Source organism: Formivibrio citricus, assembly GCF_900115065.1.
GTDB classification, from domain to species: domain Bacteria; phylum Pseudomonadota; class Gammaproteobacteria; order Burkholderiales; family Chitinibacteraceae; genus Formivibrio; species Formivibrio citricus.
The window spans coordinates 1-24,741 of record NZ_FOVE01000003.1 but is presented as its reverse complement, the minus strand read 5'-3'; the positions used below and the strand labels follow the sequence as shown (position 1 = coordinate 24,741).

The window sequence follows — 24,741 nt, the reverse complement described above, 5'->3', positions numbered from 1 at the left end:
ACGCCGTGTAAGAGCCTGTTCACGCTCTTGCTGCGAAGCCGTGATCGGGGCTCATGCGCTGCTCAAAATCCTCATGTACTATTTTTACACTCCGGTTTTTGCGCTGCTCTTCACCCCGCTGACGGCTTCTCGCGACAGATCGTGAACAGGCTCTAAGTGGGATGTGTACTTCTGCAACAGGCCGACGCTGGTCGGATGAAGGGCTGTGCTAGAATTTGCGCAAATTTGATCCGTGCGCGGAGTGATTGGCATGTCCGGTAATACCTTTGGTCTTTTGTTTGCGGTTACCTCGTTCGGCGAATCGCATGGCCCGGCAATCGGTTGCGTGGTCGATGGCTGCCCGCCCGGCCTGGAAATCAGCGCCGAGGATATCCAGATCGAACTCGATCGCCGCAAACCCGGCACCAGCCGGCATGTGACGCAACGCAAGGAGCCGGATGCGGTCGAGATTCTCTCCGGCGTGTTCGAGGGCAAGACCACCGGCACGCCGATTGCGCTCCTGATCCGCAACCAGGACCAGCGCAGCCACGATTACGGCAAGATCGTCGAAACTTTCCGCCCCGGCCATGCCGACTATACCTATTGGCACAAGTACGGCATTCGCGATTACCGCGGCGGCGGGCGCTCATCGGCGCGGGAAACCGCCGTGCGCGTAGCGGCCGGCGCGATTGCCAAGAAATGGCTCAAGGAAAAGTTCGGCATCGTGATTCGCGGCTACATGAGCCAGATGGGCGAAATCGCCATTCCGTTCAGAAGCTGGGACGAAGTCGGGCAGAACGCCTTTTTTGCGCCCAATCAGGAAATCGTTCCGCAACTGGAAGTGTATCTCGATCAGGTGCGCAGCGAGCGCGACTCCATTGGCGGCAAGATCACCGTCGTGGCCGAGAACGTGCCCGTGGGGTGGGGCGAGCCGGTCTACGACCGCCTCGATGCCGAGATTGCCTACGCGATGATGGGCATCAACGCCGTCAAGGGTGTGGAGATCGGCGATGGCTTCGCCAGCATCGCCCAGCGCGGCTCGCTGCACTGTGACGAACTGACCCCCGCCGGCTTTGCCAGCAACCATGCCGGCGGCATTCTCGGCGGCATTTCCTCGGGGCAGGACATCGTCGTCAACTTGGCGGTCAAGCCCACGCCGAGCATTGCCAAGGAGCGCCACTCCATCGACAAGGCAGGTGAGCCGCAACTGATGGCCACCACCGGTCGTCACGACCCGTGCGTGGCAATCCGCGCCACGCCGATTGCCGAAGCAATGCTCGCGCTGGTGCTGATCGACCATGCCCTGCGCCATCGTGCCCAGTGCGGTGATGTGGCCGTGGCCACTCCCAAGATTCCGGGGCGCATCCTGTGACCCCCGATCAATACTGCCAGGACAAGGCCGTAAAAAGCGGCTCCAGTTTCTATTCCAGCTTCCGCTTCCTGCCGGAGGAAAAGCGCCGTGCCATCACTGCGCTGTATGCGTTCTGCCGCGAAGTGGACGACGTGGTCGACGAAACGCACGACGATGCCGTGGCGCGCAATACGCTCAACTGGTGGCGCGCCGAGATCGATCATCTTTACTCCGGCAACCCGCAACACCCCGTCACCCGCGCCTTGCTGCCGCACGTCAAGGCTTACGACATGCAGCGCGAGCATTTCCTCGAAATCATCGACGGCATGGAGATGGACCTCGACATTCCGCGCTATGCAAGCTTTAAAGAGCTGCAGCTCTACTGCTACCGCGTGGCCTCGGTCGTCGGCTTCCTGATTACGCAGATTCTCGGCTACACCGACCGCCGCACCCAGAAATACGCCCACGACCTGGGGCTGGCGTTCCAGCTCACCAATATCATCCGTGACGTAGGCGAAGATGTGCGCCGCGGCCGTATCTATATACCGCTCGACGAATTGCAGCGTTTCAACGTCACTGCCGACGATCTCTTCAACCTGCGCGAAACTCCAGAATTCAACGCGCTGATGGAGTTCCAGATCGAACGCGCCGAAGCGTTTTACGCCAAGGCGCTCGCCGAACTTCCTGCCGCAGACCGCAAAGCGCAACGCTGCGGCCTGATCATGGCCGCCATCTACCGCACCACGCTGCAGGAAATCAAACACCACGGCGCCGGCAAGGTGCTGAACCAGCGCCTGTCGCTGGGCAAGCTGCGCAAGGTTTGGCTGGCGTGGAAAGCGTGGCTGACAGCCTAGTCCACGGGCATTCGACCCTCACCCCAACCCTCTCCCTGCAAGGGAGAGGGGGCTTGATTTCAGCCTTCTTTTTCCCGGAAATGCGTGCATGAAAAAAATCGCCATTCTCGGTGGCGGCTATGCCGGCATGGCTGCAGCGGTGGAGCTGGCTGCGGCCGGTGTGCCGGTGACCGTGTTCGAGGCAGGCAAGGTGCTCGGTGGGCGGGCGCGCAAGGTGACGCTGGAGGGGCGCGAGGTCGACAACGGCCAGCATTTGCTGATCGGTGCCTATGGCGAATTGCTGCGTTTGATGCAAACTGTCGGCGTCGATCCTGAAATGGCTTTTCTTCGTCAGCCGCTGGAGCTGGCGGTCGAGCCGGGGTTCCGGCTGGCGTGTCCCCGCTTGCCTGCACCATTGCATCTGGCGGCCGGGTTATTGCTGGCGCGCGGGTTGAGTGTGACCGAGCGTTGGTGTTTGATCATGGCCATACGCGGCGCAGAAAATGCCGGCTGGATGCTGCCGGCAGATTGCACGGTATCGGTCTGGTTGCAGCAAAACCGGCAACCCGACGAATTGATCGCTCGCTTCTGGCAGCCGCTGACTGTGGCAGCGCTCAATACCCCCATCGAAAAAGCCTCGACGCAGGTGTTGCTCAACGTGCTGCGCGACAGCTTGGGCGGTGCGCGCGAAGCCTCCGATCTGCTGTTCCCCAAACTGGATTTTTCAGCGCTGTTCCCCGAGGCCGCGGCGCGCTTCGTCGAAGCTCACGGCGGGGAAGTGCGTTTGGGTGCGATGGTGAAAAGCCTGCGCCGTGCCGATGACGGCTGGCAGGTGGGCGAGGGCGAAGAGCGCTTCTCCGCCGTGATCTGCGCCTTGCCGCCGCACCGGGCCGGCATGGTGATGGAAGGGTTGCCGGAGCTGACCGGATTGGCGGCGCAACTGGAAGCTTGGGAATACCAGCCCATCGTGACCGTATACCTGCAATATGCCGCCGATGTGCACCTGTCGCGCCCGATGACCGGGCTGGCCGATTCGCTGGCGCAGTGGGTGTTTGATCGCGGCTATACCCATGCCACGCCGGGCCTGATCGCTGTGGTGATCTCGGCAGAGGGCGAGCACCAGAAGCTGGGGCGCGAGGCGCTGATGGCTGCTGTCGAACGCGAACTACATGCCCGGCTTGGCCTGCCGGCGCAGGCCGAATGGCGAGGCATGATCGCGGAAAAACGGGCCACGTTTGCCTGTGTGCCGGAGATGCAACGACCAAGCCACAAGACGGCAGCTGCAGGTTTGCTTTTGGCCGGGGATTACACACAAGGCCAACCTCGCGATTATCCGGCTACACTGGAAGGTGCCGTCAGAAGTGGCGTTGGCGCAGCTCGGGAGCTGCTGGCCCGGCTTTGATGGCCAATTTCGCCGTCTTTCTTTTTTCGCTCAAGGAGTTTCCCATGCGCCGACTGATTTTGTTGCTGTGTCTGTTAGCTGCACCGTTATTGGCTGCCGATGTGTCATCGCTCAGTAATCAGGATGCAGGCAAGGGCCTGAAGGAGGCGCTGGTTCAGGGAACGGGCTATGCCGTGGGCAAGCTCTCGGCTACGGATGGCTTCCTCGGTAATCCCAAGGTCAGGATTCCGTTGCCCCCAGTGCTGGAAAAAGCTGAAAAAGTTCTGCGCACCATGGGGATGGGGCGGCAAGCCGATGAGCTGGTTACCACGATGAACCGTGCGGCCGAATCGGCGGTGGTTGAAGCCAAGCCGATCTTGCTCGACGGCATCCGCAAGATGACCTGGGCGGATGCCAAGGCCATTCTGACCGGCCCCGAAGACAGCGCTACCCAGTATTTCCGCAAAACGAGCGGTGAGGCGATTGCCCAGAAGTTCCTGCCCAAGGTGAAGACTGCAACGGCGCGCGTCAAGCTGGCCGAAAGCTATAACCGCTTTGCCGCACCGGCAGCACAGTTCGGCCTGATCGATGCCCGGGATGCCGATCTCGACCAGTATGTGACGCGCAAGGCCGTCGACGGGCTGTTCTTGATGATTGCGGAGCAGGAAAAAGCCATCCGCACAGATCCGCTGGGTCAGTCAAGCAAGATTCTGCGCACCGTGTTCGGCTCGTTGTTGCGGTAAAATCCCCTCTTTTGAAACATGCCCGCCAGCCAAGGAATTTCCCCATGACGGACCTCTCCACCCGTTTCCTGGATTGCGCCTTTGCCAATCCGTTGATGAATGCTTCCGGCGTCTGGTGCTACGACCAGACCGAACTCGATGCCCTGAATCTGAGCGCCGCCGGTGCCTATGTGACCAAGAGCTGCACGCTGGAACCGCGCGCCGGCAACCCGGAGCCTCGCTACAAAGCCACGCCGCTGGGCAGCATCAACTCGATGGGCCTGCCGAACCTGGGCTATCGCTTCTATCTGGATTACGTGGCCAAACACGATTACGCCAGGAAGCCGCTGTTCATGTCGGTCGCGGGCCTGAGCCTGGAAGACAACCTCGCAATGGTGCGCGAGATCAAGGCCGCGAACGTGCCGGCGATCATGGAACTCAACCTGTCCTGCCCGAACGTGCCGGGCAAGCCGCAGATCGCCTACGATTTCGATGCGATGGATGCCATGCTCGCCGCCGTGTGCCGCGAATACGACAAGCCTTTCGGCGTGAAGATGCCGCCGTATTTCGACATCGCCCATTTCGATGCGGCGGCTGAAATCCTGAACCGTTATCCGCAAGTGGCGTTCGTGACCTGCATCAACTCGATCGGCAACGCGCTGGCCATTGATACCGAAACCGAAACCGTGCTGATCAAGCCCAAGGATGGTTTTGGCGGTATTGGCGGCGACTACGTATTGCCGACCGCGCTCGCCAACGTCAACGCGTTCTTCCGCCGTTGCCCGGACAAGAAGGTGATCGGCTGCGGCGGTGTCAAGACCGGCGAACAGGTGTTCCAGCATTTGCTGGCGGGCGCTTCGCTGGTGCAGGTTGGCACCGCCTTGCAGGAAGAAGGTCCGGCGATCTTTGCACGTCTGGCCGATGAGCTGGCTGCGCTGATGGCGAAGAAGGGCTATAAGACGCTCGGCGATTTCCAGGGCAAGCTCAAGACGCTGTAACCGGTTTCAACGTGGGAGCGGATGAAATCCGTGATGGGTGTTGGCCTGTTCGCGGTTTGCAACCGCTCCCACAGCAGAGCCTTATTTTTCCTGCCACAGAGCTTCCCGATGACCCTTGACGAAGTCTTTGCCGAAGGCGGCCTTTTCGCCGCGGCATTTCCCGATTACAAGTTGCGCCCGCAGCAACGGGAAATGGCGCAGGCCGTGGCCGAGACAATCACCGCCAAGGGGCAGTTGATCGCCGAGGCGGGTACCGGCACGGGCAAGACCTTTGCCTATCTGGTTCCTGCGCTCTTGTCCGGCGGCAAGGTCATCGTTTCCACCGGCACCAAGACCTTGCAGGATCAACTGTTCCAGCGCGACATTCCCACTGTGCGCGATGTGCTGAAAGTGCCAGTCACGATTGCCCTGCTGAAAGGGCGCAGCAACTACGTTTGCCATTACCGGCTGGAGCTCGCCCGGCACGAGGGGCGTTTCCTCAACAAGGAAGACGTGGTGCACCTGCACGCGGTCGAGCGCTACGCCAAGGTGACGCAATCCGGCGACAAGGCGGCTTGCCCCGGCGTACCGGAAAACGCGCCGGTCTGGAGCTTCGTAACCTCGACGCGCGACAACTGCCTGGGGCAGGATTGCCCCAACCACAAGGATTGTTTCGTGCTCAAGGCGCGCAAGGAAGCGCAGGAAGCCGACGTGGTGGTGGTGAACCATCACCTGTTTTTTGCCGACGTCTGGTTGCGCGACGAAGGGGCGGGCGAATTGCTGCCGGCGTGCAATACGGTGATCTTCGACGAAGCGCACCAGTTGCCCGATGTCGCGAGCCTGTTCTTTGGCGAGAGCGTGACCACGGGCCAGATTATCGAACTTGCCCGCGATGCGCGCGCCGAGGCGATTGTCGTTGCCAAGGAATTCGTGATGCTGCCGCAGGCCGCCGAGGCGCTGGAAAAAGCGGCCAAGGATCTGCGGCTGGTGTTCAAGTCCGAAGCCATCCGCCTGCCGCAGCATCAGCTTGCTGCGTATCCCGATTTTGCGCCCGCGCTCGACGAGGTGATCGAACGCCTGAAGAACCTGAATGCGCTGCTTGCCAAACAGGCCGAACGCGCGGAAGAGCTGGAGAAATGCCAGCAGCGCGCCGAGGCGCTGATCGCGGCGCTGGTGCGCTGGCAATCCACCGAGCACGAAGAAGCCGTGCACTGGATCGACGTCTCGAACTTCGGCTTGATGCTGCACGCCACGCCGCTCAACATCGCTGAATTATTCAGGAAACAGCTCAACACCCATCCGCGTGCCTGGGTGTTTGCCTCGGCAACATTGGCCGTGAATGGCAAATTTGAACACTTCAAGCACGAGCTGGGTCTGTGGGATGCGCAAACCGCGCTCTGGGACAGCCCGTTCGATTACAAGCAGCAGGCGGTGCTGTACGTGCCGCCGGCGATGCCCGACCCGAACGCGCCGGACTATACGCGTGCCGTGATCGACGCCGCCTGGCCGCTGTTGCGCCTGACCCACGGCCACGCTTTCATGCTGTTCACTTCCCTGCGCGCGATGCGCGAGGCGCATGAACTGATCGTCGCCCGCCTCAAGGAAGCCGGGCTCGACTGGCCGGTGTTCCTGCAAGGGCAGGGCAGCCGTACCGAGATCCTGGACAATTTCCGCCGCGCGCCCAACGCGGTGCTGGTCGCGAGCCAGACCTTCTGGGAAGGCATCGACGTGAAAGGCCAGCAGCTCTCGCTGGTGGTCATCGACAAGATGCCATTCGCGCCGCCGGACGACCCCGTGCTTTCGGCGCGGATCGAGCAGATGAAGAAAGCCGGGCGCAATGCTTTCATGGAATACCAGTTGCCCTATGCCGCGATCACGCTCAAGCAGGGCGCGGGGCGGCTGATCCGCGACGAAACCGATACCGGCATCCTGATGATCGCCGACAACCGCCTGGTCGAGAAGCCCTACGGCAAGATGGTCTGGAACAGCCTGCCGCCGATGTATCGCACCCGTGACACGGCCAATGTACAACGCTTTTTCGAGGTGAAACGCCAACATGGCGAAACGGAAAACTGAACGCGGCACCAGCACGCTGGGCCGTTTGCTGGCAATCTTGCTGGTCCTGACGCTGGTGGCGGGGGGCGCCGCGGGCGCTTGGCTGTTTGCCTATGCCAACAAGCCTCTGGACGTTAAAACTCCCACCGATTTCGTACTGGAACCGGGCAGCTTCATCAAGGCAGCCAGTCAATTGCAGGCTCAAGGTGTCATTCAGGAAACACGCTGGTTCACCCTGCTGGGGCGCCTGATGCGCGCCGACAAGCGCATCAAGGCCGGCAGTTACGAAATCAGCGAGCCGACTTCGCCGTGGCAATTGCTGCAAAAACTGACCGCGGGCGATACGGCAATGGTGGCCGTCAAGATCATTGAAGGCTGGAACTGGCGGCAATTGAAGACCACGCTGGCCGCTACGCCGGAACTCAAACACGATGCCACGAGTCTCTCCGATGCCGATCTTGCTGCAGCCTTGAAGCTGCCCGTTGCCAGTGTTGAAGGCCAGTTCTTCCCGGATACCTATTACGTCAACAAGGGGTCGTCCGAGCTGCAATTACTCGCCCGTGCCAACCGCCTGCTGGCGCGCAAGCTCGATGCCGCCTGGTCTTTGCGCTCGCCCGGCCTGCCGCTGAACAGCCCGCAGGAGGCGCTGATCCTGGCCTCCATCGTGGAAAAGGAAACCGGCAAACCTTCGGACCGACCCATGGTGGCGGGCGTGTTCGCCAACCGGCTGCGAATCGGCATGCGTTTGCAAACCGATCCGACGGTCATTTACGGCATGGGCGAGAAATACAACGGCAGCTTGCGTCGGGTCGATCTGGAAACCGACACCGCGTACAACACCTACACCCGCAGCGGCCTGACGCCGACGCCGATCGCGTTTGTCGGCGAAGCCGCGCTCAGGGCGGCCACCCAGCCGGCACAGACCAAGGCGCTGTATTTCGTCGCACGCGGTGACGGCAGTTCGCAGTTTTCCAATTCGCTGGAAGAACACAACGCAGCGGTAAGAAAGTACATTTTAAATCGGTGAATATGTCAGAAAGCTCCGATATTGGCGGATGGCGTTTGCTATCCTGCCCTATCGACGCCCCAACGGGTGTGTCTTGGGTGACTGGAGAAAACCATGGGTATTGCAAACCGTATCATCATGATTCTGACCATTGCGCTGTTGTCCCTGCTGGGTGTTGGGGGATATGCGCTCTGGGGGTTGGGCGCGGCCCAAACCCGTTTTGAGTATGTCCAGGAAAATACGGTCCCAAGTGTGAAAGCCTTGGATGAAGCACGAGTTTCCGTAGATCAAATCCGGATTGCGGTGCGGGATCATTTGTTGGCTGAAAATACGGCAGAAAAAGAGGCAGCGGAAAAACACATAGCAGAACACTATCAATTGGCGCTGAAGAACCTGAACCGCTATGAAAAGGAACTGCTGTCTGACGATACCGACAAAAAAATGACTGAGGCGGACAAGGCCAGTCTTGCCCGGTACATGAGCATCGTCAAGACACTTCTTCAAAAATCCGATGCCAAGGATACGCACGGCGTGCATGTCATGCTGCTGCCGACGGGTGAGTTCAGCCAGACCGCGAGAGGGCTGACCAAGAATCTGGCCGATCACATGGATTACAACTGGAAGCTGGCAGAAGGGTTGCGCAAGGATAATGCAGCAGCCTATGCCAGAGCCAAGTGGATTCAAGTTTCGGCAATTTTGCTTGCATTGGCAGTGGTCGGGACGCTTGGCTATCTGGTTGCAAAAGAAATCCGCTTCCGAATGAACCGGCTTCAGGACATGATGAAGCAAGTCAACCAGTCGCTGGATTTCACCTTGCGCATCCCGGTTGCACGTCTGGATGAATTGGGCGCCTCTGCCGATGCGTTCAATAAACTGCTGGAACGCCTGCAGGGTAATCTCAGGTCGGTTGCTGCAGGGGCGCAGTCCGTAGCTGCGGCAGCCAACCAGATGGCAACGACTTCGACCCAAGTCGCCCGCGCTTCCCAGCAACAAAGCGAGGCGGCCTCCGGCATGGCCGCAACAGTCGAAGAAATGACCGTCAGCATCAACCACGTGGCGGATCGCGCGCAGGAAGCCAACCGAATTTCCAGCGAATCCGGCAAGCTGGCCAATATGGGTGAGCAGGTGATCGGGCAAACCGCCAGCGATATTCAGGATATCGCTACGACGGTCAACGAAGCTGCCGACCTCATCCACAGCCTGGAACAACATAGCCAGCAAATATCCAATGTGGTTTCCGTGATCAAGGAAGTTGCCGATCAGACCAATCTGCTGGCGCTCAATGCAGCCATCGAAGCTGCGCGTGCCGGCGAGCAAGGGCGCGGTTTTGCCGTAGTGGCCGATGAAGTGCGCAAGCTGGCCGAGCGTACGGCTTCGTCCACTCAGGAAATTGCCAGCACCATTGATACCATGCGCAACAGTGCCGGCAATGCCGTGGCCAGCATGCAGGGAGTGGTTGCGAAGGTGGGCAAGGGGGTTGAACAGGCTCAGGTTGCCAACGATTCGATCCGCCAGATTGGCGAGGGCAGCCGCAATGCCGTGGGCATGGTCGAAGAAATTACGACTGCGATCCGCGAACAAGGTACGGCTACGAACAACATTGCCATCCAGGTTGAGAAGATCGCCCAGATGTCCGAGGAAAGCAGCGCGGCAGCAGAAGAAAGCGCTCGCGCAGCGCATGACCTTGATCGTCTGGCTGGCGAGATGCATGACATCGTGGCCGCATACCGACTCTGATCCTTTCCCTGTCTCCTTGAAAACGGACTCAACTCATGAGTCCGTTTTTTCTTGCCGCTTGCATTGTATAAAACCAGTTTGGCAATATGGTTTTTGTTCTTGTTCATGCAACGAAGTTGTGTATACTCGCGCCTTCAAAAAACGAGCTGATTTATTTAAACAATCAAGGTGTGATGAACGATGAAAAATCTGACAGTAGCCCAGCGCATCATCATGATGATCGTGGTCTCCGTATCTGCTCTGTTGATTGTTGGATCGGTGGGCTTGTACGTCGCGAACAAGGGGTCGGAAAGTATTCATCAGATCAATGACGACAGCCTGGCCAGCGTGCAAATCCTGAGCGAGGCGCGACAGGCCTACATGGAAGTCCGTATCAACATCTACCGGCACGTGATGAGTACCGATGCCGCCCGGATGCAGGCTGTTGAAAAGGGCCTGGAAGAGCAATTGCAGAAAAGCTTGAAGCAGCTCAAGGATTACGAAAAACTGCTGTCCAACGACGAAGACAAGAAACTGCTGGAAGCCAATGTCCGCGACCTGAAGGCATACGCGGAACTGCTCAATAGCCAATTGCTGCCGAAATCGCGAAAGAACGAGAAAGACGCGGCCAACGAAGTGCTCGCCAAACAGCTCGCTCCGCTGGGAACCAAGGTTCGCCAAGGATTTGATAATCACTTGGAATTCAACAAGAAACTGGCTACGGAAACCACCAATGCTGCGCTTGCCAGGGCCGCACAGGGTCAGGTCTTCACGGTGCTTGCCATCGTGTTCGGCGTAACCGCGATCGGCTTGCTGGCTTTCTTCCTGATCAGAGAACTCCGTTTCCGCTTGAGTCGCCTGCAGGGCATGATGGAGCAGGTCAGTCAATCGCTCGATTTCACCGCGCGCCTGCCCATTGCCCGCATGGACGAGCTGGGTTCGACGGCCTTTGCCTTCAACAACCTGCTCGACAAATTGCAGGGCAACCTGAAATCCATCGCGTCCGGCGCCCAATCCGTTGCCGCTGCCGCCAACCAGATGGCTGCAACTTCGACCCAGGTTGCGACCGCCTCGCACCAGCAAAGCGAAGCCGCTTCCGGCATGGCTGCGACGGTTGAAGAGATGACCGTCAGCATCAACCATGTCGGCGACCGCGCTCAGGAAGCCAATCGCATTTCCAGCGAATCCGGCCAGTTGGCCGCTTCCGGCGAAGAGGTTATCAGCCACACCGCGCAAGGCATCAACCAGATTGCCGCCACCGTGCACGATGCCGCCGAGCGCATCCACGAACTGGAGCAGCACAGCGCCCAGATTTCCAATGTCGTGGCTGTCATCAAGGAAGTCGCCGACCAGACCAACCTCCTGGCGCTCAATGCCGCGATTGAAGCGGCTCGCGCTGGCGAGCAGGGCCGCGGCTTTGCCGTGGTGGCCGACGAAGTGCGCAAGCTCGCAGAGCGTACCGCCTCGTCCACGCAGGAAATCGCCCGCACCATCGAAACCATGCGCGCCAGCGCCAGCGATGCCGTGCGCAGCATGGAAGGCGCCGTTGCGGAAGTGAACCAGGGCGTTGAGCGCGCGCAGGAGGCCAACGATTCGATCCGCCGGATCGGCGAGGGCAGCCGTAGCGCCGTGGGCATGGTCGAAGAAATCACCACCGCGATCCGCGAACAAGGCACCGCCACCAACAATATCGCCATCCAGGTCGAGAAGATTGCCCAGATGTCCGAGGAAAGCAGCGCCGCCGCCGAAGAAAGCGCCCGCGCCGCGCGCGATCTGGACCGTCTGGCCAAGGAAATGCACGGCATCGTGGCGGCATACAAGCTTTAAACCGATTCGAGACAGCCGGGGCGGGCGGTGGATGCCCGCCTTTTTCGTTGCCGATTGAACTGCAGAAAGAGCGATAGTGGGAAATTCAGAAGAGAAGATTTATTGCTACAAATGCAACCGCTGGGTTTTGCCTGGCGAGGCCAGAGAGATCACCGATGCCCACGGCCGCCCCCGGCGAATTTGTTTGCAATGTTTTGCGAGCCGAAAAAACAAGGTGCGGGCTGGCAAGGCTCCATCGTCCGGCTTGCCGTCACGCACTGCGTGATTGAGCTGGAGTGTGGGAGTGGATGAAATCCGCGAAGGAGCCTGTCGATCATCGCGGATTTCACCCGCTTCCACAGGAAGGTGTATTGATCCAGCCAAGTGAAGTTTGAATTTTTGCCGTCATACCGGCGCAGGCCGGTATCCAGCAACGAAGCCACTTCATGCCACTGGACCCCGGCCTGCGCCGGGGTGACGAGTTCAAACAAAATCTGGCCGGGTCAATAATCGCGGATTTCATCCGCTCCCACAGAAAGCCCCGTTTGATACAACAACGCCCGCGAATCGCGGGCGTTGTTTCTGGATGCACGAACTTTCCGCTTACAGTTTTCCTGCCACCCAGCCTGCTACGCCATCGAGTGCGGCAGACAGGTTTTCCGGCTGGGTACCGCCGGCTTGGGCCATGTCCGGACGGCCGCCGCCCTTGCCGCCGACCTGCTGGGCGACAAAGTTGACGAGCTCGCCGGCCTTGATCTTGCCCGTGGTGTCGGCGGTGACGCCGGCGATCAGTGCAACCTTGCCGTCGGTGACGGAGGCCAGCACGATGGCGGCGGTCTTGAGCTTGTCCTTGAGCTTGTCGAGCGTTTCGCGCAGGGCCGCAGTGTCCGCGCCTTCCATCTGCGCGGCGAGCACCTTCACGCCGTTGATTTCGACAGCCTGGCTGGCGATCTCGTCGCCCTGGCTGGCAGCGAGCTTGGCCTTGAGGCGGGCGAGTTCCTTTTCCAGGGTCTTGACCTGATCCTGGATGCGGCCGACCTTGGCGACAAGCTCGCCCGGCTGGGCTTGAGCTGCAGCCAAGGCATCCTTGATTTCGCGTTCCATGCCTTGCACCAGCGCCAGTGCGCCTTCGCCGGTCACGGCTTCGATACGGCGGATGCCGGCAGCAACACCGCCTTCGGCGATGATCTTGAAGAAACCGATGTCGCCGGTGTGCGCCACGTGCGTGCCGCCGCAGAGTTCGGTCGAGAAATCGCCCATCTTCACCACGCGGACTTCGTCGCCGTATTTTTCGCCGAACAGCGCCATGGCGCCGGCCTTGATGGCGTCGTCATAGCTCATGAGGGCGATGGCGAGCGGCTTGTTGTGCAGGATGACATGGTTGACGAGTTGCTCGACCTTGGCGATTTCTTCGGCCGTGACGGCCTTCGGGTGCGAGAAGTCGAAGCGCGTGCGCTCCCAGGTCACGAGCGAGCCTTTCTGCTCGACGTGCGTGCCGAGCACTTCGCGCAACGCGGCGTGCAAGAGGTGGGTGGCCGAGTGGTTGCGCGTGGTGGCGATGCGCTTGTGCAGATCGATGCTGGCAGTGACGCTGTCGCCCACCTTGAGGCTGCCGCGCGCGAGCTTGCCCTGATGGCCGAATACGTCGGCCTTGACCTTCTGCGTGTCGGTCACGTCGAACAGGGTGTCGAGCCCGCCGGCGGCGAAGATTTCGCCCACGTCGCCGCACTGGCCGCCCGATTCGGCGTAGAACGGCGTGTGGTCGAGTACAACCACGCCCTCGTCGCCAGTCTTGAGTTCGGATACTTGCTCGCTGCCCTTGTAGAGCGCGAGAACGGTGGCTTCGTAGCTGGTTTCGCTGTAGCCGTGGAAATGCGAGGCGCTGCCTTCGTAGGCGAGGCCCGCAGCCATCTTGAACTGGCCGGCGGCCTTGGATTGCTGGCGCTGCGCTTCGAGCGCGGCTTCAAAGCCTTCCATGTCCACGCTCAGGCCGCGTTCGCGGCAGATGTCGGCGGTCAGGTCGATGGGGAAGCCGTAGGTATCGGCGAGCTTGAATGCCGTGGCGCCGTCGAGTACGGTCTTGCCGCCGGCCAGTGCCTGCTCCAGCAATTCCATGCCGTGGTTGACGGTCTTGCCGAAGAGTTCTTCTTCCAGCTTGAGCGCGTCCTCGATATGCGCCTGACGGCTGCGCAGTTCCGGATAGGCATCGCCCATCACGTCGGCCAGCGTGGCGACCAGCTTGTGGAAGAACAGGCCCTTCTGGCCGAGCTTGTAGCCGTGGCGGATCGCGCGGCGGATGATCCGGCGCAGCACGTAGCCGCGGCCGTCGTTGGAGGGCAGGGCGCCATCGGCGATCAGGAAGGCGCAGGCGCGGATGTGGTCGGCAATGACCTTGAGCGACGGGGTGGTCTGGTTGTATTCCACGCCAGTAGCCTTGGCCGCGGCCTTCAGCAGTTCGACGAACAGGTCGATCTCGTAGTTGGAGTTCACGTGCTGCATGACGGCAGACACGCGCTCCAGGCCCATGCCGGTATCGACCGAAGGCTTGGGCAGCGGGTGCATCACGCCGTTCTCGTCGCGGTTGAACTGCATGAACACGTTGTTCCAGATCTCGATGTAGCGATCGCCGTCTTCGTCAGGCGAGCCCGGCAGGCCGCCTGCAATGTGCGCGCCGTGGTCGTAGAAGATTTCGGTGCAGGGGCCGCAGGGGCCGGTGTCGCCCATCGCCCAGAAGTTGTCCGAGGCGTACTCGGCGCCCTTGTTGTCGCCGATGCGGATGATGCGCTCGGGGGCGAGGCCGATGACTTCGTGCCAGATGTCGAAGGCTTCGTCATCTTCGGCGTAGATCGTGACCCAGAGTTTTTCCTTGGGCAGGTTGAGGCCGGCAGGCGTGGTCAGGAATTCCCAGGCGTAGACGATGGCATCGCGCTTGAAGTAATCGCCGAAGCTGAAGTTGCCCAGCATTTCGAAGAAGGTGTGGTGACGCGCGGTGTAGCCGACGTTTTCCAGGTCGTTGTGCTTGCCGCCGGCGCGAACGCACTTCTGGCTGGATGCCGCGCGGTTGTAGGCGCGCTTGTCGAAGCCGAGGAACACGTCCTTGAACTGGTTCATGCCGGCGTTGGTGAACAGGATGGTCGGGTCGTTGGCAGGGATCAGCGACGACGAGGAGACAACCTGGTGGCCCTTCTGGGCAAAGAAATCGAGGAACTTCTGGCGAATCTCGGCAGATTTCATGGCAACTCAGCCTGGAAAATTAAGCAGTAAAGGCGGGAATTCTAAAGGAAAAGCGCCTGGCGCGGGAGGGGATGGCGTCCATCTGATATGCTGGTACTGTGGTTATGGCTGTTGGCGAAACGCTGATCCTGAGACGAAGCGCTGAAAAAACAGGGGGAATCATGATTGTCAACTGTGTGGCCTACCGGGACGGTGAACGTCTTGCGGACTTGATGGAAGAAGAAATCAGCGATTACCTGGAAAAACCGGATTGTTTCGTCTGGGTGGCCCTGTGCGATGCCACGGCGCAAGAGCTGGAGTTGATGAAAAAGGAATTCCACCTGCACGAGCTGGCTGTCGAGGATGCCCGTCACGGTCACCAGCGCCCGAAGATCGAGGAGTATGGAGAATCGCTTTTCGTCGTCATGCATTTGCTGGAGCAGGTGAAGGGCGAATTACGCCTGGGCGAGATGAACGTCTTTGTCGGGCATAACTACGTTCTTTCGGTTCGCAGTCACAGTCAACGCCATTTCGTTGCAGTGCGCGAGCGTTGCGAGCGGGAACCGCATCTGCTTCGGCATGGTTCCGGCTTTGTTCTTTACGCGCTGATGGATGCGGTCGTGGATCGCTATTTCCCGCTCATGGACCAGCTCGAATCCGAACTGGAAGAGATCGAAGAGCAGATTTTTTCCAAGAATGCAGCGCGTTCCAACATCGAGCGGTTGTATGAGCTGAAGCGCAAGGTCATGCTGCTCAAGCACGCGGTCGCGCCATTGATGGAAGCGTCAGGCAAGCTTTTCGGCAACCGCGGCCCCGAAGTGTGCGCGCGGGGGCGCGAGTATTTCCGCGATGTGCACGATCACCTGAGCCGCATCAACGCCTCCATCGACACGATCCGGGATACCATCGGGACGGCGATTCAGGTCAACCTTTCCATGGTTGCCATCGAGGAAAGCGAAGTCAACAAGAAGCTGGCTGCCTGGGCCGGCATCTTTGCGGTGGTCACCGCTTTTGTCGGCATCTGGGGGATGAATTTCAAATCCATGCCCGAGTTGCAATGGGAGTACGGCTACCCGCTGGCGCTTGCGGTGATTGGCGTGACCAGTCTGGTCATGTACAGGCGTTTCAGGCATGCCGGCTGGCTTTGAAGTTCGGCGCTGTCCATCCCGACAGCTTGCCGGAATAGGGGATAGCCGCTACCCGTACAAGCCGCACATCCACTACACTTGCGCCCAACAACGTACCAAGCAGCGATTCCATGCAAGTCCTTTCCCTCGCCATCACCCTGTTTTTCGTTCTCGATCCGTTTGGCAACCTGCCGGTAGTGCTGAGTCTCCTGAGCAAGGTCGAGCCTGAGCACCGCTGGAAGGTGGTGGCGCGCGAATCGTTCATCGCGCTGGGCTTGCTGGTGCTGTTCTACGCCGTGGGCGCGCGCTTCATCGGTTTGCTGGGGGTGGATTCGTCCGATCTCACGATCTGCGGCGGCGTGGTACTGGGCATCATCGCGCTGCGCATGGTGTTCCCGGACGAAAACGGAGGTGTGGCGCGCGAAGCCGAGGTGGAACCCTTTATTGTTCCGCTGGCCATTCCGCTGATGGCTGGCCCGTCTGCGCTGGCGACGGTCATGATCATGTCGGCGCAATCCGAAGCCAATCCGCTGGTCGGCATGGGCATGATGACGCTGGCCTGGCTGGTATCGGCCATCCTGCTGGTGGGGGGGGTGCGCGTCGGGCACTTTATTCCGCCGCGTTTGATGGAAGCTTTTGAGCGCCTTTCCGGCTTGCTTTTGGCGGTCATTTCCGTGCACATGGTGATGACCGGAATCCGCGCCTATCTGGTGGTCCCGGCTTGATCCTGTTGGATCGATTCATCTTGAATTTTTTACCACAGAGGCACTGAGGCACAGAGAGGGACGAGAAATCAGCTTGTTGTGTGGTTCACCCGCAAGGGCGGCTGTTTGTTTTTTCTCTGTGTCTCTGTGGTTCAACCGCATCAATCCACGATCCTGCCATCTGCCAGCTTCATGATCCGGCCGCATCTGGCTGCCAGCTCCGGATCGTGCGTAACGATCACGAAACCGGTCCCCAGGTTTTTGCTGAGTTCCAGCATGAGTTCGAACACGGTGGCTGCGGTGTGGCGGTCGAGGTTGCCGGTCGGCTCGTCGGCCAGCACGCAGGCCGGCTGGGTGACGAGCGCGCGGGCAATTGCCGCGCGCTGGCGCTCGCCGCCCGACATCTCGCCCGGCTTGTGTTCCAGCCGGTGCCCCAGCCCGACCTTTTCCAGCATGTCTGCGGCCTGCTTGAGTGCTTCGACCTTGTTCATGCGCCGGATCAAAAGCGGCATGGCAACGTTTTCCTGTGCCGTGAATTCCGGCAACAGGTGGTGGAACTGATAGACGAACCCCAAGTGCTGGTTGCGCAGCTGGCTGCGGCGGACTTCACCGAGTTTGAAAGGATCCTGCCCCATGAGCTCGACACTGCCGGCGCTCGGGATGTCGAGCGCGCCCAAGCAATGCAGCAGGGTGGATTTTCCCGAGCCGGATGCGCCAACCACGGCAACGGTCTCGCCCTGGCTCAGTTCAAATTCGACGTCGGCGAGCACCGGGGTTTCGAGCTTGCCGGCACGGTAGGTCTTGGCGAGCCCCGTGGCCTTGAGAATCAGCTTATTCATAACGCAGCGCCTCCGCCGGGTTGATGCGCGAAGCGCGCCAGCTTGGATACAAGGTGGCCGAGAAAGCGAGCAGCAGGGCGATCAGGCCGATGCTGGAAACGTCGCCGAACAGCACTTTGGATGGCATCTCGCTGATGAGATAGACATCGGAAGGCAAAAAGCGCGCGCCGAAGAACTGTTCGATGGCCGGCACGATCACGTTGAGGTTCAACGCAACCAGCACCCCGCCCACCACGCCGGACAGCGTGCCGATACAGCCGGAAACCGCGCCCTGGATCATGAAAATCTTCATGATCGACCCCGGCGTGGCACCGAGCGTGCGCAGGATGGCGATGTCGGCCTGTTTGTCCGTGACCACCATGACCAGCGTGGAGACGAGATTGAATGCGGCGACGGCAACGATCAGCGTGAGGATGATGAACATCATGCGTTTTTCGATTTCCACGGCGCGGAAATAGCTGGGGTTTTCCTGGGTCCAGTCGGAAACCAGTACGTTGGGCATCTGGCGGCTGAGGTTGGCGCCGACAGCGCGGGCGTTGTTGAGGTCGTCGAGCTTCACGCGCGCGCCGCTTACCGTATCGCCCATGCGGAACAGGCGTTGCGCATCTTGCAGGTGCAGCAGCGCCAAGCCGGAATCGTAGGGGTAGTAATCGGCGCGGAAGATGCCGACCACGGTGAACTGCTTCAGGCGCGGCACCATGCCGGCGGGCGTGACCTGGCCCTGCGGCGTGATGAGCGTGACCTTGTCGCCAGGACGCGCGCCGAGGTTTGCGGCCAGATGCCAGCCCAGAATCATGCCGAATTCGCCGGGAGCCAGCCTGTCGAGCCGGCCGGCGATCAGCTTGTCGGCTACCTCGTTGACACCGCTTTCGAGTGCTGGATCGATACCGCGCACCAGTACGCCCTTGACCTGTTCGCCGTTGGTCATCAACCCCTGGCCGTTGACGTAGGGTGCCACGGCCCGCACATGCTCCGCTTTGCCCGCCCGCGCGCTGACGGTCTGCCAGTTTTCAAGCTGGCCGGTAGGGCCGGTGAGGGTAACGTGCGCGGCCATGCCGAGGATGCGCGTGCGCACTTCCTGCTGGAAGCCGTTCATGACCGACAGCACGATGATGAGCGCGGCCACACCGAGCGCGATGCCGACGATGGAAATCATCGAAATGAAGGAAATGAAACTGTTGCGGCGTTTGGCGCGGATATAGCGCAGGCCGATCATGAGTTCGTACATTGTGGTCTTATCTGTTCGGGACGGCGAAGTTTAGCATGCCGGCAGGCGGGTCCGGATGCGGGGTCTTCATTGTTACCGTGCTGCTGCTATCATGGACCCATGCACCTCCGACTTGTCATCCCCCATGCCGTCTGGCCGAAAGAAACCGAAGCCGCCGAAGTTACCGTCGGCCTCAAGCCGGCGGCTTTTTCCCTGCTTTGCGGGCGCGGCGCGCGCGAACGGTTCGAGCCCGTGCGCTGCCTTGACTGGCTGGCGCAAGCGTTCGGCCTGGATGATTTTCCCGCCGGACCGTTGACGCTGGCAGCCGAACACGCTGATGCGGAGCCGGGCTACTGGCTGCGCGCTGACCCCGTTCATCTGATGGCGAACCAGTTCGGCGCCTGCATGGCCGATCCGCGTGGCCTGCATGTCAGTCCGGACGAGGCTGTGCAACTGGTGGCTACGCTTAACCACCAGTTCGCCGGCGACGACATGCACTTCATCGCCGCCACGCCGGACCGGTGGCTGCTGCGCCTTGCAGACGCGCCGCAAGTGAAATTCGCCGAGCTCGAATCCGCATTCGGCAACGAGGATATCGGCGCCTTCCTGCCGCAAGGGCCGGATGCGGCGCGCTGGCATCGGCGCATCAACGAAATGCAGATGCTGCTCTATGCCCACCCGGTGAACGATATCCGCGCCAGCCTCGGCCTGCCGCTGATCAACAGCCTGTGGTTGTGGGGCGGCGGCCGCTATCCGCTGCGCCACGATCTGCAAAAGCCGGCCGAGTGGCTGATGGCCGACGATCCGATGATTGCCGCACTGGCCAGACTGGCCGGCTGTCATCGCGGGCCCCGCCCCGGCATGCTGGGAAACCTGCCCGGCAAGAAGGTGCTGGTGGTGCTCGACGATCTGGCCTATCCCGCCTTGTGGGGCGATGCGCTGACGTGGCGCGAGGGCTGGACCATGCTGGAAGGCGACTGGTTCGCGCCCGCGCATGAGTGGCTTTCCGCCGGCAAGATCAGTACACTCGAACTGATCTTGCCGGAAGCCGGGCTCCGCATTGCTCTGGATCGACGGGCTTTGTGGTGTATGTGGCGACGTCCTTGGCTGCCGTGGTAGATCGTCACCCCGGCCGGCGCCGGTATGACGGCACCCCCCAAGCTTCACTGGCCGAATCAATGGGCGGCCAAGCCTTCGCAATCGGAAGTCGGGCAATCCCTTATCCGCTTGAATGAATTTCAGAATAACCGCACAGAACGAAGTAGATTTTCAATGCCCCGAATCCGTATCCGCCACGCTCCGCCGGAGCTGGAATCCGCCTTGCAGCAACATGGTTTTTCGCCGCTGGAAGCGCGCCTCTACGCCGCTCGCGGCATTCGCTGCCATAGCGAACTCGAACACGAACTGACCAACCTGCTGTCTTTTTCCCGGCTGAAGAATGCCGAAGCGGCAGCCAAGTGCCTGGCCGATGCCATTGCCCGGCAGGCGCGCATCCTGATCGTCGGCGACTACGATGCCGACGGCGCTACGGCCACGGTGCTGGCCATGCGCGGGCTGGCGGCTTTCGGCGCCTGTGTGGATTTCCTGGTTCCCAACCGTTTCGAGTACGGCTACGGGTTGACGCCGGAAATTGTCGAACTCGCAGCCACGCGCAAACCCGACCTGATCGTGACCGTGGACAACGGCATTGCCAGCATTGAGGGTGTCCAAGCCGCGCATGCCCGCGGCATCGAAGTGCTGATTACCGATCACCACCTGCCCGGCGACGAGCTGCCCGATGCGCTGATCGTCAACCCCAACCAGCCCGGCTGCGAATTTCCGTCGCGAAGCCTGGCCGGCGTGGGGGTCATGTTCTACGTGCTCATGGCCCTGCGCGCCGAATTGCGTCAGCGCGGCGCGTTTGCCGGCAAGGCCGAGCCCAACTTGGCGCAATGGCTCGATCTCGTTGCGTTGGGAACGGTCGCCGACGTGGTCAAGCTCGATGCCAACAACCGCATCCTCGTCGAACAGGGCTTGAAACGCATGCGTGCCGGCCGCGCCTCGCCCGGCATCATGGCCCTGTTTGCCGTGGCCGGGCGCCAGTTTGCCAAGGCATCCTGCTTCGATCTCGGCTTCACGCTCGGGCCACGTCTGAATGCCGCGGGTCGCCTGGACGATATGGGCTTGGGCATCGCCTGCTTGCTGGCAGACAGCGAAGCCGCTGCCCTGCCGCTGGCGCACGAACTCGATCAGATGAACCGCGAACGGCGCGAGATCGAAGCCGGCATGCGCGAAGAGGCTGAAGGCCTGCTCGCCGGGTTGTCGATCGAGAGCGATTACAGTATCTGCCTGTACCGGGCGGACTGGCACCAAGGCGTGGTCGGCATCCTTGCCTCCCGCGTGAAAGACAAATTCCACCGCCCGACGCTGGTGTTTGCCGAAGGCGGAGAAGGGCTCATCAAGGGATCGGGGCGCTCGATTCCAGGGCTGCATTTGCGCGATGCGCTGGATCTCGTTTCCAAGCGCCAGCCGGGCCTGATCGTGCGCTTCGGCGGGCATGCAGCTGCCGCCGGGCTCACCCTGCGCGAGGCGGATTTTCCCGTTTTCCGCGCCGCGTTCGAAGCGGTCTGCCGCGAACTGATGACCGAAGCACATCTGGACCGCATCATCGAGACAGACGGAGAACTGCCGCCGGATGCCTTTGCGCTGGAAGTCGCGGAAAAGCTGGAAAAACAGGTCTGGGGCCAGGATTTCCCCCCGCCGCTGTTCCAGGGTGAATTCCGCGTGGTGGAGCAGCGCGTTGTCGGCGCGCGCCATCTCAAGCTCAAGCTCGCCAATGCCCACGGCCAGGTGCTCGACGCCATGCGCTTCCAGTCTGCCGAGCCCTTGCCGGCGCGAATCTGTGCCGTCTACAAGATCGGCGTCAACGAATTCCGCGATGAAAGAATCCTGCAACTGCAGATCGAATACTGCGAGTGACGACCGGCTAGTGGTGTTTGTCTACGGCACGCTCAAGCGTGGCGGCAGCAACCACCACTGGCTGGCGCAAGCGGTCTGCATGGGCGAGGGCGAAACCTGCGAGCACTACGCGCTCTATCAGGGCGCCGACCCGTGGCCCCACTTGGTCGAAAGCGAAGCCCGCTACCCCGTGCAGGGCGAACTCTATTCAGTCATCCCGCAGGAACTGGCCCAGCTCGACGAGCTTGAAGAATGTCCGCAACTGTATGTGCGCAAAGAAATCGCCGTACGTACGGCAGGTAATGAAGAGATCCGGGCCTGGGCGTATTTTTCTGTGCGGCCCGAGGGTGATTTGCTGGCGGATGGGAGCTGGAATTTGCCGTGATGGTGGTCTGAGACTGTCATCGAATGGCGGAAATTTCACGGTATTACATGCACCATGCCGTTGCTCGGGCTTCAGTTCGTCTTGCAAACTTCACCTGGCTGGATCAATGATTGTGACGCCACTTTTCCGCGGTGAGTTGCTGCAGCTCGGCATAGTAGGGCGCGGTCCAGTCAGGTAAATGGCTATCCCCGTGAAGGCAATCGTAAATATGTTCAGTCAAGACGGAACCGATGGCATGAACGGCATCATGGCGGGTTAGCCCCTCCAAAATCAGCCGCTGCAAGACGGCTCGAACAATCTCCTGATCTTCCATTGCCAACTGGTTTTCCACGATGCTGTGGATGACCGCATGCATGTGCCGGGCGCTTTTCGGTAACGGAATCCGTGCATTCCGGTGAAAGCGTTCAACTTGCTCAATTCTTGAGCCCTCATCGAGAGCCAGCCACTCCTCCGGATCGGGAGCGATTTCCGGATCATAACAATCGATCATGGGAGCCTTTAAAAATGATTGATGCCTGTGAAGTTCTGCAGCGTGTACGCATCAACTTCGTTATGCGTTGTACGGCTGTGCTTCACAAAATAGCAGTTATTTGGGCCAAAGTTTCTCAATCGATAAACAAATGCTCACTTCCTGCGGCGCCTTTATTCATAATGCGACCACATACGAAGCACTTTGACGGTGTGTTGATCATCAATAACCTGGTACACCAAGCGATGCTGAAAATAATCAATGGGGTCAAAATAATCAATGGGGTCAGACTCGATTGATTTATTGATCATCAACCGTTATCCTTGAAGCGCCCCTTCTTATAAGGCTTTCCTATGGCTCGCCTTCCTCGCTTTGTTCTACCCGGCCACCCCCAGCATGTCATGGTCCGCGGCAATAACCGCGAACCGATCTTCAGTGCCGAAGAAGACTACCGATTTTATCTTGGTAAATTGCAGGATGCGGCCAAGTTGCATCAGTGCGATATCCATGCCTATGTTTTGATGACCAACCATGTGCATTTACTGGTTACCGCGCATATGGAAGACGGCATTTCCAAGATGATCCAGCGGGTAGGGCGTTATTATGTTCAGTACTTTAACTATCTTTACCAGCGAACTGGAACCCTATGGGAGGGGCGGTACAAGGCAAGCTTGATTGATGGCGATGCCTATGCGCTGACGTGTTATCGCTACATAGAGATGAACCCTGTGCGAGCGGGGATGGTTGACCACCCTGCCGATTATCCATGGTCCAGCTACCGGGGGAATGCGCTGGGCGTCAGCGATCCTTTGCTTGTACCGCATACGCTGTATCAGTCACTTGGACAGTCTGCCGAAGACAGGAAAACGGCGTACCGCGCCTTGTTCAATGTGTTGCTTGACCAGAAAACTTTGGATGAGGTGAGGTCATCCATCAACAAAGCGTGGGTGCTGGGAGATTCGCGGTTCAAGGAAAAAGTGGCTGCGTTGCTGGATCGAAGGGTGGAGCCATTGCAGCGTGGAGGGGATAGGAAATCCGAGAAATTTAAAATCAATCGAGTCTGACCCCTTTGATCTGTAAAATCAATCGAGTCTGACCCCTTTGATCTGTACCAAAAGACCATGGCTGAACTGACTGAACAAGACTTTGTTCTGGAGTGAAGTAAGAGGGGCGCTCTTGAACCCAAGCCACAGGCCAAGGCAAATGAGCATTTGGCTCCGGCAGTTTGTCGAGCTCCATTTCGCCGGAAACATAACCATAAGCCTTAGTCGGTGAGGAAAATATCGAAATATCGATTCTTACCCTATGAACCGCCCCGGGTTTCGTGGAGGCTGGTTGATTTAAGTCAGATCGCAATGGCGGCCTGACTGGCGAGTTGCCGGTAGTAGTTTGCCTCAGCTTCCGCAGGAGGGATATAGCCGATCGACTCAAGCAGCCTGTGGTGGTTAAACCAGGATACCCATTCCAGCGTTGCCAGTTCCACGGATTCCCTGGTTTTCCACGGTGCCCGTCGGTGAATCATCTCCGCCTTGTACAAGCCATTGATCGTCTCCGCCAGGGCATTGTCGTAGCTGTCCCCCTTGCTGCCGACGGAGGGTTCAATCCCTGCTTCTGCCAGCCGTTCGCTGTAGCGAATCGAGACGTACTGCGCCCCCCGGTCCGAGTGGTGAATCAAGGCTTCCTCCGGGCTTGGCTGGCGGGCGTACAGTGCTTGTTCCAAGGCGTCGAGCACGAAGTCGGTGTGCATGGAACTGCTTACGCGCCAGCCCACGATGCGTCGGGCAAAAACGTCGATGACGAAGGCTACATACAGCCAACCTTGCCAAGTCGAGACATAGGTGAAATCCGAGACCCACAGCTGATTGGGGCGCTCGGCCTTGAACTGTCGATTGACTCGATCCAGCGGGCAGGGTGCCTTGCTGTCGCTGATCGTGGTGCGGACCACTTTGCCGCGCACCACGCCGCGCAAGCCTTGGCGTTGCATCAGCCGCTCGACCGTACAGCGGGCTACCGTGATGCCTTCCCGGTTCAGTT

The 24,741-nt window shown here is 60.0% G+C and carries 21 protein-coding genes; 15 read left to right on the top strand and 6 right to left on the bottom strand.

The genetic code is table 11. The annotated features are described in order from the left end of the window. The first annotated feature begins 250 nt into the window (after positions 1-250). The 9 genes from aroC to BMZ36_RS02440 all read left to right on the top strand — a co-directional run bounded on the left by aroC (position 251) and on the right by BMZ36_RS02440 (position 11,847). Positions 251-1,351, top strand: coding sequence for a chorismate synthase (gene aroC, locus BMZ36_RS02480; protein WP_091190948.1), 1,101 nt, complete (start codon positions 251-253; stop codon positions 1,349-1,351). Continuing rightward, positions 1,348-2,184 carry a presqualene diphosphate synthase HpnD gene (hpnD, locus tag BMZ36_RS02475; RefSeq protein ID WP_091190943.1) on the top strand — a complete coding sequence of 279 codons (837 nt, stop codon included), beginning with the start codon at positions 1,348-1,350 and terminating at the stop codon, positions 2,182-2,184. The genes aroC and hpnD overlap by 4 nt, the downstream gene beginning before the upstream one ends. An 88-nt stretch (positions 2,185-2,272) precedes the next feature. Continuing rightward, positions 2,273-3,565 carry a hydroxysqualene dehydroxylase HpnE gene (gene hpnE, locus BMZ36_RS02470; protein WP_218142612.1) on the top strand — a complete coding sequence of 431 codons (1,293 nt, stop codon included), beginning with the start codon at positions 2,273-2,275 and terminating at the stop codon, positions 3,563-3,565. 44 nt (positions 3,566-3,609) lie between these two features. Continuing rightward, complete coding sequence (locus tag BMZ36_RS02465; RefSeq protein ID WP_091191362.1) at positions 3,610-4,287, top strand: DUF4197 domain-containing protein; 678 nt, start codon at positions 3,610-3,612, stop codon at positions 4,285-4,287. Between the two features lie 44 nt (positions 4,288-4,331). Beyond that, positions 4,332-5,264 (top strand): dihydroorotate oxidase, encoded by a 933-nt coding sequence (locus BMZ36_RS02460; RefSeq protein WP_091190938.1) that lies wholly within the window; start codon positions 4,332-4,334, stop codon positions 5,262-5,264. A gap of 108 nt (positions 5,265-5,372) precedes the next feature. Further along, the gene (yoaA, locus tag BMZ36_RS02455; RefSeq protein WP_091191360.1) at positions 5,373-7,319 is read left to right on the top strand and encodes a DNA repair helicase YoaA; all 1,947 of its coding nucleotides are present in this window, start codon (positions 5,373-5,375) and stop codon (positions 7,317-7,319) included. Next, on the top strand, positions 7,300-8,325 hold the full coding sequence (gene mltG / locus BMZ36_RS02450; RefSeq protein WP_091190934.1) for an endolytic transglycosylase MltG: 1,026 nt from the start codon (positions 7,300-7,302) through the stop codon (positions 8,323-8,325). The genes yoaA and mltG overlap by 20 nt, the downstream gene beginning before the upstream one ends. Before the next feature lie 93 nt (positions 8,326-8,418). Next, positions 8,419-10,041, top strand: coding sequence for a methyl-accepting chemotaxis protein (locus BMZ36_RS02445; RefSeq protein ID WP_091190931.1), 1,623 nt, complete (start codon positions 8,419-8,421; stop codon positions 10,039-10,041). 180 nt (positions 10,042-10,221) lie between these two features. Next, a complete protein-coding gene (locus tag BMZ36_RS02440; protein ID WP_091190925.1) occupies positions 10,222-11,847 on the top strand; it encodes a methyl-accepting chemotaxis protein in 1,626 nt (541 codons plus the stop codon). 149 nt (positions 11,848-11,996) lie between these two features. Here BMZ36_RS02440 and BMZ36_RS02435 read toward each other — a convergent pair whose 3' ends face one another. Both BMZ36_RS02435 and alaS read right to left on the bottom strand, forming a co-directional pair. Next, positions 11,997-12,317, bottom strand: coding sequence for a hypothetical protein (locus BMZ36_RS02435; protein ID WP_091190921.1), 321 nt, complete (start codon positions 12,315-12,317; stop codon positions 11,997-11,999). A gap of 112 nt (positions 12,318-12,429) precedes the next feature. Continuing rightward, complete coding sequence (gene alaS / locus BMZ36_RS02430) at positions 12,430-15,060, bottom strand: alanine--tRNA ligase (protein WP_091190919.1); 2,631 nt, start codon at positions 15,058-15,060, stop codon at positions 12,430-12,432. A gap of 161 nt (positions 15,061-15,221) precedes the next feature. Between alaS and corA the strand changes: the two genes are divergently transcribed. Then, positions 15,222-16,187 carry a magnesium/cobalt transporter CorA gene (gene corA / locus BMZ36_RS02425; RefSeq protein WP_091191358.1) on the top strand — a complete coding sequence of 322 codons (966 nt, stop codon included), beginning with the start codon at positions 15,222-15,224 and terminating at the stop codon, positions 16,185-16,187. 110 nt (positions 16,188-16,297) lie between these two features. Further along, positions 16,298-16,891 carry a MarC family protein gene (locus tag BMZ36_RS02420; protein ID WP_091190916.1) on the top strand — a complete coding sequence of 198 codons (594 nt, stop codon included), beginning with the start codon at positions 16,298-16,300 and terminating at the stop codon, positions 16,889-16,891. 140 nt (positions 16,892-17,031) lie between these two features. On the opposite strand, the gene lolD is transcribed toward BMZ36_RS02420, so the two are convergent. After that, positions 17,032-17,709: a lipoprotein-releasing ABC transporter ATP-binding protein LolD gene (lolD, locus tag BMZ36_RS02415; protein ID WP_091190913.1), complete on the bottom strand. Its 678-nt coding sequence runs from the start codon at positions 17,707-17,709 to the stop codon at positions 17,032-17,034. Then, entirely contained in the window at positions 17,702-18,937 is a 1,236-nt protein-coding gene (locus BMZ36_RS02410; protein WP_091190909.1) for a lipoprotein-releasing ABC transporter permease subunit, read from the bottom strand. The genes lolD and BMZ36_RS02410 overlap by 8 nt, the downstream gene beginning before the upstream one ends. A gap of 99 nt (positions 18,938-19,036) precedes the next feature. Here BMZ36_RS02410 and BMZ36_RS02405 point away from each other — a divergent pair, with 99 nt between their 5' ends. From BMZ36_RS02405 to BMZ36_RS02395, 3 genes are all read left to right on the top strand, one after another. Then, the gene (locus tag BMZ36_RS02405; RefSeq protein ID WP_091190906.1) at positions 19,037-20,035 is read left to right on the top strand and encodes a hypothetical protein; all 999 of its coding nucleotides are present in this window, start codon (positions 19,037-19,039) and stop codon (positions 20,033-20,035) included. Between the two features lie 153 nt (positions 20,036-20,188). Beyond that, entirely contained in the window at positions 20,189-21,874 is a 1,686-nt protein-coding gene (recJ, locus tag BMZ36_RS02400; protein ID WP_091190901.1) for a single-stranded-DNA-specific exonuclease RecJ, read from the top strand. After that, positions 21,834-22,238, top strand: a complete 405-nt coding sequence (locus tag BMZ36_RS02395) for a gamma-glutamylcyclotransferase family protein (protein ID WP_091190897.1) — start codon at positions 21,834-21,836, stop codon at positions 22,236-22,238. Before recJ ends, BMZ36_RS02395 begins: the two co-directional genes overlap by 41 nt. 103 nt (positions 22,239-22,341) lie before the next feature. Here the strand turns inward: BMZ36_RS02395 and BMZ36_RS02390 are convergent, their stop codons facing one another. Then, positions 22,342-22,728 (bottom strand): hypothetical protein, encoded by a 387-nt coding sequence (locus BMZ36_RS02390; protein ID WP_218142611.1) that lies wholly within the window; start codon positions 22,726-22,728, stop codon positions 22,342-22,344. Positions 22,729-23,060: 332 nt separating this feature from the next. Here BMZ36_RS02390 and BMZ36_RS02380 point away from each other — a divergent pair, with 332 nt between their 5' ends. Next, positions 23,061-23,771, top strand: a complete 711-nt coding sequence (locus BMZ36_RS02380) for an REP-associated tyrosine transposase (protein ID WP_091190893.1) — start codon at positions 23,061-23,063, stop codon at positions 23,769-23,771. A gap of 281 nt (positions 23,772-24,052) precedes the next feature. Here BMZ36_RS02380 and BMZ36_RS02375 read toward each other — a convergent pair. Beyond that, a partial coding sequence (locus tag BMZ36_RS02375) for an IS3 family transposase (protein ID WP_143085952.1) occupies positions 24,053-24,741 on the bottom strand: 689 nt, incomplete at its 5' end.

Coding starts and splice junctions, on each gene's coding strand:
- BMZ36_RS02460 (WP_091190938.1), top strand. CDS start 4,332: ATGACGGACCTCTCCACCCGTTTCCTGGATTGCGCCTTTGCCAATCCG.
- BMZ36_RS02445 (WP_091190931.1), top strand. CDS start 8,419: ATGGGTATTGCAAACCGTATCATCATGATTCTGACCATTGCGCTGTTG.
- BMZ36_RS02395 (WP_091190897.1), top strand. CDS start 21,834: ATGAAAGAATCCTGCAACTGCAGATCGAATACTGCGAGTGACGACCGG.
- recJ (WP_091190901.1), top strand. CDS start 20,189: ATGCCCCGAATCCGTATCCGCCACGCTCCGCCGGAGCTGGAATCCGCC.
- mltG (WP_091190934.1), top strand. CDS start 7,300: ATGGCGAAACGGAAAACTGAACGCGGCACCAGCACGCTGGGCCGTTTG.
- hpnE (WP_218142612.1), top strand. CDS start 2,273: ATGAAAAAAATCGCCATTCTCGGTGGCGGCTATGCCGGCATGGCTGCA.
- yoaA (WP_091191360.1), top strand. CDS start 5,373: ATGACCCTTGACGAAGTCTTTGCCGAAGGCGGCCTTTTCGCCGCGGCA.
- BMZ36_RS02410 (WP_091190909.1), bottom strand. CDS start 18,937: ATGTACGAACTCATGATCGGCCTGCGCTATATCCGCGCCAAACGCCGC.
- aroC (WP_091190948.1), top strand. CDS start 251: ATGTCCGGTAATACCTTTGGTCTTTTGTTTGCGGTTACCTCGTTCGGC.
- BMZ36_RS02390 (WP_218142611.1), bottom strand. CDS start 22,728: ATGATCGATTGTTATGATCCGGAAATCGCTCCCGATCCGGAGGAGTGG.
- alaS (WP_091190919.1), bottom strand. CDS start 15,060: ATGAAATCTGCCGAGATTCGCCAGAAGTTCCTCGATTTCTTTGCCCAG.
- BMZ36_RS02420 (WP_091190916.1), top strand. CDS start 16,298: ATGCAAGTCCTTTCCCTCGCCATCACCCTGTTTTTCGTTCTCGATCCG.
- lolD (WP_091190913.1), bottom strand. CDS start 17,709: ATGAATAAGCTGATTCTCAAGGCCACGGGGCTCGCCAAGACCTACCGT.
- BMZ36_RS02405 (WP_091190906.1), top strand. CDS start 19,037: ATGCACCTCCGACTTGTCATCCCCCATGCCGTCTGGCCGAAAGAAACC.
- BMZ36_RS02440 (WP_091190925.1), top strand. CDS start 10,222: ATGAAAAATCTGACAGTAGCCCAGCGCATCATCATGATGATCGTGGTC.
- corA (WP_091191358.1), top strand. CDS start 15,222: ATGATTGTCAACTGTGTGGCCTACCGGGACGGTGAACGTCTTGCGGAC.
- BMZ36_RS02465 (WP_091191362.1), top strand. CDS start 3,610: ATGCGCCGACTGATTTTGTTGCTGTGTCTGTTAGCTGCACCGTTATTG.
- BMZ36_RS02380 (WP_091190893.1), top strand. CDS start 23,061: ATGGCTCGCCTTCCTCGCTTTGTTCTACCCGGCCACCCCCAGCATGTC.